Here is an 11,700-nt window from a genome sequence, read left to right on the forward strand (position 1 = left end):
TGAGCCCCTCGCCCTCAGCCGGCCACCGGCCGGAACTGCGGCAGCACGATGTCGTCGCTGCCCTCGGGTGCGCCGACCTCGAAGCGGTTGAACTCGACCTGCACCGCCTGGCCGATGTGCACGTCCGCGGGCTTGACGCCCACGAGTTGCGCGATCAACCGCGTCCCCTCCTCCAGCTCGATCAGGCCGACGGGGTTCGGGTGCTCGAAGGGCGGCACCTCGGGGTAGTGCATCACGACGAAGGAGTACACGGTGCCGCGTCCGCTGGACTGCACGGTGTCCCAGTCGAAGGAATGGCACTGAGGGCAGGTCGGCCCGGGCGGATGGCGCAGCGTGCCGCAGCCCTTGCAGCGCTGGATCAGCAGCCGGCCCTGCCGCGCGCCGTCCCAGAAGAAGCGGGTGTCGTCGCTGATGCCCGGCGCCGGGCGCTTGATCTTGGGCGGCGCCGCGTCCTGCACGGCGGGCTTGGCTGCCGGTTGAGCCGGCCGGAACTTGAAGACCCGGAACAGCAGCTCGCCCACGCGCTCGTCGCCCTGGGCCTGCTGCGAGTAGAAGGTCATGCGCAGCGTGACGAAGAAGCCCGTGCCCAGCGCGGTGGTCTTCTCCTCGCCGATCGCGTCCAGCCGCGTGGTGTAGAACACCTTCTCGCCGGGCCTGAGGTAGCGCTCGAACTCCAGCTCCGAGTTCACCGCCACCACCGACGGGTAGCCCTGGGCCTCGATGAGCTTCAAGGCCTCGTAGGGGTTCTCGGTGGTCGAGCCCGGCGGGTAGTTGTTGAGCGTGGGGCCTTCCATGCACCAGACCTGGAGCATGGCGGGGGGCACCACCTCGCCGGCGGCGTAGCGCGGGTTGGTGATGCCCACGATCTCGGCCCACTGGCGTGCCATGGGCACGTTCACCGGGTCCCAGCCGTAGACACGGCCGTACTCCTTGCCCACGAGGGCGCGGACGTCCTTCATCCAATCGGGATCAGCCACCCGTCTTCTCCTTTGCGTTGGATGCCGCCAGGAAGGCCGGCTGCTCGCCGCCTCCATGCAGCAGCAAGTTGCTCCCGCTGAGGTAACCCGCGCGGTGCGAGGCCACCCACAGGCAGGCCTCGGCCACGTCGGCAGGCTCGGCCATGCGGCCGGCAGGAATCGTTGCGGCGACGGCGGCGATGCCGGCGTCGTCGCCGTAGTGCAGGTGCGACTGCTCGGTGCGTACCAGTCCCGGGCTCACGGCCACGACGCGCACCTTGGGTGCCCACTCGACGGCCAGCGACGACACCAGGTGCAGCACGGCCGCCTTGGCCGCCCCGTACGCGGCGGTGCCAGGCGAGGGGCGCAGCGCGCTGACGCTGCCGATGCACACGATCACGCCGCCCTCGGGCTGCTGCTGCATCTGCGCGTTGGCCGCCTGCGCGGCATGCAGCGTCGAGAACAGGTTCAGCCGCAGCACGCCCTCGTGGAAGCGCGGCGAGGCGGTGGCCGCGTCGGCCATGGGGCTGCCGCCGGCGTTGTGCACCAGCACGTCCAGCCGGCCGTGGCGCTGCACGACCGCGTTGACCAAGGCGCGCACGGCCTCGGCCTCGCGCACGTCGCAGGCCATGAACTCGGCGCTGCAGCCGCGGGCCGAGGGCAGCTCCTCGGGGGCGTGGCGGGCGCAGACGACGACCCGGGCGCCGGCGTCGAGGAAGGCCTGGGCGATGCCGCGGCCGATGCCCTTGGTGCCGCCGGTGACCAGCACCACGCGGCCCTCGTGGTCGGTGCAATTGCTCATGATCTGCGTTGCGTCCTGGGAAGTCGTCACGGCGTCCAATCTAGGCAGCCGGCCTTGCGGCAGACACGTCCAAAAGGACTACCGGCGGGGCAGCGTCGATGCGCCGCGGATGGCCGGCGCATGAGCCGCCGGTGCGCAGCGTCCGAACGGACGATGCCGGGCGGCGGGCGGCTTCCACAATCCGCGCGGAGCCATTGCCCCGGAGGGAAACCGCATGTCCAACCCCTATTCCGCCCTGCTGCAGCCTGGCCGCATCGGCAGCCTCGAACTGCGCAACCGCATCGTCATGGCGCCCATGGGCTCCAACTTCGCCGAGAGCGACGGCCATTGCGGCGAGCGCATCCAGGCCTACTACGAGGCGCGTGCCAAGGGCGGCGCCGGGCTGCTGACCATGGGCGTGTGCGGCGTGGCGTACCCGCACGGCACCGGCGAGCCGTTCCAGGTCGGCGTGTCGCGAGACGAGTTCATCCCCGGGCTGGCCGGCGTGGCCGAGCGGGCGCACCGCCACGGCGCGAAGATCGCGATGCAGCTGCACCACGGCGGCAAGAACGCCGCGCAGGACCGCGCCCTGGGCCGGGAGGTGTGGGTGCCGTCGATGCCCAAGGCGCATGTGCCGTCCGGCATGGAGGCGGTGACGCCCGAGGAGCTGGCCACCTTCGTGGGCATCGGTCCGCACAAGCCGCGCATGCGCGTCATGGACCGCGCCGACATCGAGCAGCTGGTCGAATGGTTCGCCGCGGCCGCGGTACGCGCACGCCAGGCCGGCTTCGACGCCCTGGAAATCCACGGGGCGCACAACTACATCCTGGCCAACTTCCTCTCGCCTTACGCCAACCAGCGTGACGACGAGTACGGCGGCCCGCTGGAAAACCGCGCCCGGCTGCTGCTGCAGACGCTGGCCGCGGTGCGCGCCCGCGTCGGCCGGGACTTCCCGGTCTGGGTGCGGCTCGACGCCGCGGAGCTGCACACGCCCGGCGGCATCACGCTCGACGACGCCATCGCCACGGCCCGGCTGTGCGCGCAGGCGGGGGCGGACGCGATCAGCGTCTCCGCCTACGCGCTGATGGTCAGCGGCAGCGCGTTCACCGATGCGCCCATTCCCCAGCAGCCCGGCGCATTCCTGGACAACGCGGCCGCCATCCGCCGCGCGGTGAACGTGCCCGTCATCACCAGCGGCCGGCTCGAACCCGAGGCCGCGGCCCGGGCCGTCGAGGCCGGACAGATCGACTTCGTGGCCATGGCGCGCAAGATGCTTGCCGACCCGGAGATCCCGATCAAGCTGGCCGAAAACCGGCCGCAGGACATCCGGCCCTGCATCTACTGCTACGCCTGCGTCAGCGAGATCTTCGTCAACCGCCGCGTCAAGTGCGCGGTGAATCCCCAGACCGGCCACGAGCACGAGGCCGCCCTTGTGCCCGCCGCGGAGCCGAAGCACGTGCTGGTGGTCGGCGGCGGCCCGGCCGGCATGGAGACCGCGCGCGTGGCGGCGCTGCGCGGCCACCGCGTGACGCTGGTGGAGCGCAGCGACCGCCTGGGCGGCACGCTCTTCTTCGCGGCGCTGGCCTACCCGGAGAACGGCCGGCTGCTGGACCACCTCGTGGCCCAGGTGCGCCAGCTGCCCATCGAGCTGATGCTCAACACCGAGGCCGACGCCGCGCTGGTGCAGCGGCTGCGGCCCGACGCGATCGTCGTGGCCAGTGGCGCCCGCCGCGCCGCGCCGGCCATTCCCGGCGCGACCCAGAACCACGTCTGGAGCGGCGACGAGTTGCGCCGGCTGATGACGGGCGACGGCGCGGACGCGATCGCGCGGGCCAAGCTGAGCCTGGCCGAGCGGGCGCTGTTCAAGGCCGGCGGCATGCTGCGCGTGACGGACAGCACGCAGGCCATCCAGAGCCTGAGCAAGCTGTGGATGCCGCTGGGCAGGCGGGTGGTGGTCGTCGGCGGCGGCCTGGTGGGGCTGGAGCTGGCGGAGTTCCTGCTGGCGCGCGGGCGCGAGGTCACGGTGCTGGAGCCGGGCACGCATGCCGGGCGCGAGCTCTCCATCGTGCGGCGCTGGCGCGTGCTGGACGCGGTGCAGTCGCACGGCCGGCTGCACCTGCGCGCCTCGGTGCAAGGCATCGAGCGCGACGCGGTGCGCTGGACCGATGCGGCCGGCGCCGCGCAGCGCACCGCAGCCGACTCCGTGGTGCTCGCCCTGGGTGCCGAAGCCGACGACGGCGTGGCCCGCGCGCTGGAGGGCTGCGGCGTGCCGCTGCAGCGCATCGGCGACTGTGCCGGCCTGGGCTACATCGAGGGCGCGATGCGCGACGGCCACCGCGCCGGCCGCGAGGTGTGAGCGGCGGCCGGACATCACGGGCCTGGAGGTTGCCGGCGCATCCATGAGGGCGCCGCCGGCCCTCGTCCGAACGGGGTATGCGGGCGCGCGGGCGGGCGTCGAACATCGTCACGGCGCTTCGCCCCCTACCACCACCTTTGAGGACCCTGATGGCCACCACCAAGGATTACCGGCTCGGTGAATACACCTTCCCGCGCGGCTGGTTCATGATCGCCGACGCCCGGGAGCTCGACACGCACAAGCCGCTGGCCGTGCGCTTCTTCGGCAAGGACTTCGCGCTGTACCGCGGACGCGCCACCGGCAAGGTGGTGCTGCTCGACGCGTACTGCCCGCACATGAAGACGCACCTGGCCGCGCCCAACAACACGAGCTACGTCATCGTCGATGGTGGCGGCAGCAACGTCGAGGGCGACGGCATCCGCTGTCCGTACCACGCGTGGCGCTTCGGCCCCGACGGCAAGTGCGACGACATCCCGTACCACCAGGGCCCGATCCCGGCCGCGGCGTGCGTCAAGAGCTGGACCGTGCGCGAGAGCCTGGGCGCCATCTGGTTGTGGCACGACCCCGAGGGCGGCGAGCCGCAGTGGGAACACCCCAGCTTCCCGGAGTACGAGGACCCGGCCTGGGTCCCGGGCCACTGGGACCACCTGGGTCTGCTGAACCAGCATGCGCAGGAGGTGGTGGACAACATCTGCGACTACGGGCACCTGGGCCCGATCCACGGCTCCACCGTCGAGCGCTTCGAGTGCGAGTTCGAAGGCCACCAGGCGACGCAGCGCCAGTGCGGCGGCCACCGCACCCTGGTGGGCCCGGACGGCGTGAGCGCCATCCTGCACACGATCACGACCTACCACGGCCCCGGCGTGCTGGTGTCGAAGATGACCGGCCTGTTCGACTCGCTGCTGCTGATCATGCACACGCCGGTGGACGACGGCAGCGTCAAGGTTTGGCACTCGCTCATCGTCAAGTCGCCGTCGGGCAGCGCGCGCACCACGGTGGCCGACAGGGTGACGGCCAAGCAGTACCAGGAAGCCAGCCGCCTGGCCTTTGCGCAGGACTTCGAGGTCTGGGTCAACAAGGCGCCCTGCCTCAACGGCCTGTTTCTGCCCAGCGACGGCCCGTTCATGAAGGCCCGCATCTGGTACCGGCAGTTCTACAACCCGCGCGCCATGCAGCGCGAGTTCCTGGACCAGTGCGAAGGCCTGTACGTGCCCAAGGGCGCGGTGCCCTACACGCAGCGAACGGCGGAACCGGCCTGATGCCGACTCGCGCTTGTTGATGAAGTATTCCGTTCGTCCTGAGGTATCGAAGGATGAACGGCCTCCGCCGTGGTGCTGCCATCGCAGCCTGTCGGATTCGTACTTCGATGCGCCGTAAGGCGCACCCTGCCCTGAGGTACCGAAGGGTCAGTACGAACGGGTCATTTCATGACCAAACTGAATTCGGAATGAGCGGCTGAACCCGCAGCGCGAAACGACAACGGCCTGCCATCTGGCAGGCCGTTGCGCGCGGCATCTATGGGCGGCTGTGCGTGACGTGGGTGAACATGAACACCGAGCGCGCCGGGTCGCACATGCCGGCCAGCGCGGCGGGCAGCCTGGCCTGGAGGCCACCGGGCCCGAAGGCCGCCACGGCGGCGGCCGGCGTGTCGAACCACCACTCGGCGATGCCGTCGAAGTCGTAGCCCGGCGGCGGCGTGTGCTCCACGCGGTTGTGGACGACCCGCGTGGCGTGCCGCAATGCCGGCGCATCGAGCCAGGGCTCGGGCTCGCCGGCGCACCAGGCCGCGTCGAACCCGGCCTTCGACAGCGCCGTGGGCCGCCGCACGAAGGCGATGACGGCGCTGCCGCCGCGCGCGCCATCGCGCAGCACGCGCTCCCGGCCCACCAGCGCGAAGTCCCGCACGTAGCCGGCGAACACCCGCGGCTCGTCGGGCCGCATCACGGCCAGCGTCTCGGAATCGTTCCAGATGTCGCGGGCGGACTCGCCGTCGCGCAGCGCCAGCAGCGCCACACCGTCGTGGTCGGCGCTGGCGCCGGGCAGCGCCAGGTCCAGCACCCTCGAACATTGCGCCACGGCCAGCACGCGGTCCTGCACGTTGCGGCAGGCGCGGCCAAGCGCCGAGTGCTCGCGCCAGGCTTGCGCGAACGCTTGCGGGGCCAGCGCCGGGTTGCGGCGGGCCAGGTAGATCATCTTCCAACTCAAGGGGCTTCTCCGCTCGACAGACAACGGCCGGGCCCGTCGGCGTCAGCGCGCGGGCAGGCCCTTTTCAGGTAGCGCCACGGCCTGGACGGTCTGGGGCATCGACGAGGCTTGCCGGGCGGCCGGATAGGCCCGCAGCCCGCGCAGCAGCATCAGCAGGCAGGGCAACAGCATCGCCATGGCGCCCAGCAGGGCCCAGCGCAGGCTCTCGCCCGGGGTCGCGTCCAGGCCCAGGCGCGCGAGGTGGTCGCTGAGCCAGCCCACGCCTACCGGCCCCAGGCCGGTGCCCACCACCGCGCCGGCCATCAGCATCATGGCGTTGGCGGTGGCCCGGCGCCGCGGCGGCACGACCAGGCTCAAGGCCGCGTACACGGGCGCAGCCCACCAGGAGACGAACAGCGAGAACCCGGCCACCAGCGCCACCGCCGGCACCAGCGCGCCGGCAGGCAGCAGCAGGTAGCCCACGCCGCAAGGCAATGCCAGCCCCATGCCGAGCAGGGGCACGCCCAGCTGCCAGCGCAGGTCGCGGCGCGTGAGCCGGTCGGCCAGCGCGCCGGCCCAGAGGCTGCCCACGACGGAGCTCAGCGCGGCCACGGTCGAAACCATGCCCGCGGCCTGCAGGTCCAGGCCGTGGCGCCGCACCAGCAGCGACAGGTTCCAGGCACCGAAGCCGTAGCCGGCCACCAGCGCGAACGCGGTGGCCAGGATCAGGCTGCGCGCCACGGGCATGCTCCAGATCTCGGCCACGCCGCCCCGTGCCGCGGCAGCGGCGGCACCGGCATGCACGGCCTTGGGCAAGGCCCTGACGGTCAGGCGCAGCACCAGCGCCATCACCAGGGACGCCGCGCCCACCAGCGCCACCGTGGTGCGCCAGCCGTAGCGCTGCGCGAGCCAGGCGCCCACCAGCAGCGCCAGCAGCGCGCCGAGGCTGGCGCCGGCGCTGAACACGCTCATCACCCGGGAGCGCTGCTCCGGCGGGTACAGCTCGGCCAGCAGCGCCATGGACGCCGGGCCGGCACCGGCATCGCTGAGCGCGCCGCCCGCGCGCGTGGCCATCAGCGACCAGGCGCCTGTCGTCATGGCCCCCAGCGCCCCGAGCGCGCCGCCCAGGCCGCGGCACCAGGCCACGACGCTGCGCCGCTCCAGCCGATCGGCCAGCCGGCCCATGGGCACGCCCAGCACCGCAAAGGCCAGTGCATAGCCCAGGCCCGTGACCAGCCCGACCTGCAGGTCGCTGAGCCCGAACTCGGCCTTGACCGGCGTGATGAGCACCGCCAGCACCTGGCGGTCCATGAACGCCAGCGCCGACAGCAGCGTCAGCAGCACCAGCGTGTAGCGCGAGCCGGTGGACGCAGGCACCGGCGGCTGATCGGTCCTGGGGAGCATCGGCCGCCCCTTCAGGCCGGGGACGGTGCGGCGCGCTCGCGCGCATACGCCCGCAGCGCCAGCACGAACGCCACGGCACCCAGCGCGTAGCAGCCGCCCGAGCTGGCAGCCAGCGCCCAGCGCAGCGCCTCCTGGCCCAGCGCGGGCACCAGCGCGTCGCTGAGCGCTCCCGTGAACAACGGGCCCAGCCCGCCGCCGACCATCGTCATCCCGAGGTTGAAGAACGCCAGGGCGGTGACGCGGCGGTGCGGCGCGATGAGCTCCGCCAGCACCGCGTACACCGGCGCGGTCCACCACACCGCGAACACGCCGAACAGCAGGTAGGCGGCAACGGCCCGGGGCACGGCCACGTCGCCGAGGGTCCAGCCCGTGCCCGCCGGCCAGGCGAAGAAGGCCAGCGCCGCCGGCACCGACAGCACGCAGCCGATGAGCGGCACCCCCAGGCGCCAGCGCGCATCGCGCTGGCCCAGCCGGTCGCTGAGCCAGCCGCCCGTGAGCGAACCCAGCATCGCCGCGACACCGCCCAACAGCCCCATCACGATGCCCGCGCCCTGCAGCGTCATGCCGTGCGAGCGCACCAGGAACGCCGGCATCCACAGCCCGATGCCGTAGCCGGCAAACCCCATCGTCAGCCCCGCCAGCGTCGTCCAGCGGAAGGCCCGGGACGCCCAGAGGCTGCGCACCAGCACGGCCATCGGCTCGCGCGGCGGCGTCGCCGCGTCACCCGCGCCCGCGACTGCAGCCGGCTGCTCCCAGCGTCCGCGCAGGGGCTCCACCGTCGTCAGCCGCAGCAGCAGCGCCGCGAGCACGCCCGGAATGGACATCCACAGGAAGGCGGCCCGCCAGCCGTGGTGATGCGCGATCCAGCCCCCGATGGTCAGCCCCAGCAGGATGCCCAGCTGCGGGCCGAGCCAGTACACGCCCATGGCCCGCCCGCGCAGGCGGGGCGGGTAGTGGTCGGCCACCATCGACGCCGACGGCGCCGTGCAGCCGGCCTCGCCCACGGCCACGCCGACGCGGGCCAGGAACAGCGTCCAGTAGCCCGTGGCCAGGCCGCACAGCGCCGTCATGCCGCTCCAGGCGGCGCAGCACCAGGCGACGAAGTTGCGGCGGTTGGCATGGTCGGCATGGCGCCCGAACGGAATGCCCAGCAGGCTGTAGAACAGCGCAAAGCTCAGCCCGCCCAGGAGCCCCATGGCCGTGTCGGAGACGCCAAGCTCCTGCTTGATGGGCTGCACCAGCAGTCCCAGGATCTGCCGGTCGATGAAGGCCATGGTGTAGACCAGCAGCAGCACGAACAGCGTCCAGTGGCTGCGCGTGCCGTAGGCGGCACCGGGCAGCGCGGCGCTCGCCGCGCCGTCGTCGGGTGCCGGCGTGGTGCGTGGCGCCACGGCGGCGGCCTCCACGCGCAGGGTCGGGTTCAGGCGGGCCATGTTCAGCGCTCCGGTCAGAGCACCTCGAACAGCGCCGCCGCGCCCATGCCGCCGCCGATGCACATGCTCACCACGACCAGCCGCACGCCACGCCGGCGCCCTTCGAGCAGCGCATGGCCCACCAGCCGCGCGCCGGACATGCCGAACGGGTGCCCGATGGAGATCGCCCCGCCGTTGACGTTGAGGCGCTCGTCGGGGATGCCCAGGCGGTCCCGGCAGTGCAGCACCTGGCAGGCGAAGGCCTCGTTGAGCTCCCACAGGCCGATGTCGCTCACGGTCAGGCCGTGGCGCTGCAGCAGCTTCGGGATGGCGAACACCGGGCCGATGCCCATTTCCTCGGGCCCGCAACCCGCCACCGCCAAGCCACGGTAGGCCCCCAGCGGCTTGAGGCCGCGGCGCCCGGCCTCGGCACGGCTCATCAGCACCGAGGCCGAGGCGCCGTCCGAGAGCTGCGACGCATTGCCGGCGGTGATGAACTCGCCCTGCGCGACCCACTGTCCGCCCTTCCACACGGGCTTGAGCCCGGCCAGGCTCTGCGCCGTGGTGTCGGCGCGGTTGCCCTCGTCCTGGGTCAGCAGCACCTCCTGCGTGCCGGTGACGTTGCCTTCCTTGTCGAGGAGCTGCTTGACGGTGGACAGCGGCACGATCTCGTCGGCGAACAGCCCGGCCTGCTGCGCGGCGGCGGTGCGCATCTGGCTGCGCAGCGCGTACTCGTCCTGCGCGGCGCGGCTGATGCCGTAGCGGCGGCTCACGATCTCGGCCGTCTCGATCATCTGGATGTACGCCGCCGGGGCGGCCTGCAGCACGGCCTGCGACTGCGCGCGGTAGCTGTTCTTGTGGCGGTTCTGCACCAGCGAGATGGACTCCAGGCCGCCGGCCACCGCGATCCCGTACTCGCCGGCCATGATGCCCTTGGCCGCGGTGGCGATGCTCACCAGCCCGGAGGCGCACATGCGGTCGATGGCCATGCCGCCCACCTCCTGCGGCAGCCCCGCGGTGTAGCCGCACAAGCGCCCGAGGTTGTAGCCCTGCGTGCCCTGCTGCGCCGCCACGCCCAGGATCACGTCGTCGACGTCGGCGCCGTCCACGCCGGCGCGCGCCAGCGCGGCCCGGATCACGTGGCCACCCAGCACCGGCGCCTCGGTGTCGTTGTAGGCGCCACGGAAGGCCCGCGCGATGGGCGTGCGGGCCGTGGAAACGATGACGGCTTCGTTGAGCATGTGACTTTCCTTTACTCGAAATACAAACGGCTGATCGTGTCCACGACGCAGCCGGGCCGCTCGCTGCCCTCGACCTCGACGGTGATGCGGATCGTGACCTGCACGCCGCCCCCCGCCACGGGCTCGGCGGCCACCACGCGCCCGCTGCCGCGCACGCGCGATCCGGCCTTCACCGGTGCCGGGAAACGCACCCGGTCGCAGCCGTAGTTCACGCCCATCCGCAGGCGCTCGTAGCGCACGAGCTGCGGCAGGAACAGGTTGGCCAGGGCCAGGGTGAGGTAGCCGTGCGCCACGCAGGCGCCGAAGGGGCCCTGCGCGGCGCGCACCGGGTCCACGTGAATCCACTGGTGGTCGCCGGTGGCCTGCGCGAACAGGTCGATACGCTCCTGTGCGAGCACCATCCAGTCGGTCGCGCCGAGGTCCCGGTCCACGCTGCGGAGCACCGCCTCGGTGCTGTCGTAGAGCGCCGCCATGGTTTCAGGCCCGCTGCGAGCTGACCGAGACCACCTCGCCGGTCATGTAGCTCGAATAGTCGCTGGCGAGGAAGACCATCACGTTGGCGACCTCCCAGGGCTCGGCCGCGCGGCCGAAGGCCTCCTTCGCAGCCAGCTCGTCGAGCAGCGCGTCGCTGGCCGACTTCTTCAGGAAGGCATGGATCGCGATGGAGGGCGCCACGGCATTGACGCGCACGCCGAACTCGGCGGCCTCCAGCGCCGCGCAGCGCGTGAGCGCCATCACCCCGGCCTTGGCCGCGGCGTAGTGCGCTTGCTCGGCCTGCGCGCGCCAGCCCAGCACCGAGGCGTTGTTGACGATGACGCCGCGCCCGTGGGGCTGCATGGCGCGCAGGGCCGCGCGCGTCATGCGGAAGGTGCCGGTCAGCGTCACGTCCACGACGCGCTGCCACTCCTCGTCGGGCATGTCCACGAGGCGGCACGAGGTGCCCAGGCCCGCGTTGTTGATGAGCACGTCGATGGCGCCCAGCCGCTCGGCGGCCTCTGCGAACAGCGCGTCCACCTGCTCCTGCCGGCTGACGTCGCAAAGCAGCCCATGGACCGCCTGCAGCCCGGTCGTGCGCCGCAGCTCGGCCACCGCTTCGGTCAGGCGCCGTTCGTGGACGTCGCTCACCAGCACAGCGCGCGCGCCCTCCTCGGCCGCGCGGCGCGCCGCGGCGAAGCCGATGCCGGCGCCGGCCGCGGCGGTGACCAGGACGCTCTTGCCGGCCAGCAGGCCGTGCGGGGGCACGTAGGAAGGCGCGGGAATCGTTGCCATCAAAACCTCTTGTCGGGTGCAGGGAATGCGCCCATCGTGTGGCGCGGTGAGCGCTGCGGCATCGTCCCAATGGACGAAGAGGCGGGAGCAGGCCCGG

General features: G+C 72.4%; 10 protein-coding genes. 2 read left to right on the forward strand and 8 right to left on the reverse strand.

What is annotated here, in order from left to right:
- Window positions 1-14: 14 nt before the first annotated feature.
- Window positions 15-977, reverse strand: coding sequence for a bifunctional MaoC family dehydratase N-terminal/OB-fold nucleic acid binding domain-containing protein (locus HHL10_RS17145; protein ID WP_310734619.1), 963 nt, complete (start codon window positions 975-977; stop codon window positions 15-17).
- Complete coding sequence (locus HHL10_RS17150) at window positions 970-1,758, reverse strand: SDR family oxidoreductase (protein ID WP_169161616.1); 789 nt, start codon at window positions 1,756-1,758, stop codon at window positions 970-972. Before HHL10_RS17150 ends, HHL10_RS17145 begins: the two co-directional genes overlap by 8 nt.
- Before the next feature lie 214 nt (window positions 1,759-1,972).
- Here HHL10_RS17150 and HHL10_RS17155 point away from each other — a divergent pair, with 214 nt between their 5' ends.
- Both HHL10_RS17155 and HHL10_RS17160 read left to right on the forward strand, forming a co-directional pair.
- On the forward strand, window positions 1,973-4,093 hold the full coding sequence (locus HHL10_RS17155) for an oxidoreductase (RefSeq protein WP_169161617.1): 2,121 nt from the start codon (window positions 1,973-1,975) through the stop codon (window positions 4,091-4,093).
- Window positions 4,094-4,242: 149 nt separating this feature from the next.
- Entirely contained in the window at window positions 4,243-5,352 is a 1,110-nt protein-coding gene (locus tag HHL10_RS17160; protein ID WP_169161618.1) for an aromatic ring-hydroxylating dioxygenase subunit alpha, read from the forward strand.
- Between the two features lie 256 nt (window positions 5,353-5,608).
- On the opposite strand, the gene HHL10_RS17165 is transcribed toward HHL10_RS17160, so the two are convergent.
- The 6 genes from HHL10_RS17165 to HHL10_RS17190 are packed head-to-tail and all read right to left on the reverse strand — an operon-like array spanning window position 5,609 to window position 11,603.
- Window positions 5,609-6,298, reverse strand: a complete 690-nt coding sequence (locus HHL10_RS17165) for an EthD domain-containing protein (protein WP_205833083.1) — start codon at window positions 6,296-6,298, stop codon at window positions 5,609-5,611.
- A gap of 42 nt (window positions 6,299-6,340) precedes the next feature.
- Window positions 6,341-7,654 carry an MFS transporter gene (locus HHL10_RS17170; RefSeq protein ID WP_205833084.1) on the reverse strand — a complete coding sequence of 438 codons (1,314 nt, stop codon included), beginning with the start codon at window positions 7,652-7,654 and terminating at the stop codon, window positions 6,341-6,343.
- Window positions 7,655-7,692: 38 nt separating this feature from the next.
- Window positions 7,693-9,114: a spinster family MFS transporter gene (locus HHL10_RS17175; RefSeq protein WP_169161620.1), complete on the reverse strand. Its 1,422-nt coding sequence runs from the start codon at window positions 9,112-9,114 to the stop codon at window positions 7,693-7,695.
- Window positions 9,115-9,128: 14 nt separating this feature from the next.
- Window positions 9,129-10,334, reverse strand: coding sequence for an acetyl-CoA C-acyltransferase (locus HHL10_RS17180; RefSeq protein ID WP_169161621.1), 1,206 nt, complete (start codon window positions 10,332-10,334; stop codon window positions 9,129-9,131).
- An 11-nt stretch (window positions 10,335-10,345) separates the two neighbouring features.
- The gene (locus HHL10_RS17185) at window positions 10,346-10,807 is read right to left on the reverse strand and encodes a MaoC family dehydratase (RefSeq protein WP_169161622.1); all 462 of its coding nucleotides are present in this window, start codon (window positions 10,805-10,807) and stop codon (window positions 10,346-10,348) included.
- A 4-nt stretch (window positions 10,808-10,811) separates the two neighbouring features.
- Window positions 10,812-11,603: an SDR family oxidoreductase gene (locus HHL10_RS17190; RefSeq protein WP_169161623.1), complete on the reverse strand. Its 792-nt coding sequence runs from the start codon at window positions 11,601-11,603 to the stop codon at window positions 10,812-10,814.
- Window positions 11,604-11,700: the final 97 nt, after the last annotated feature.

Source organism: Azohydromonas caseinilytica, from assembly GCF_012927045.1.
Lineage (GTDB): Bacteria > Pseudomonadota > Gammaproteobacteria > Burkholderiales > Burkholderiaceae_C > Azohydromonas > Azohydromonas caseinilytica.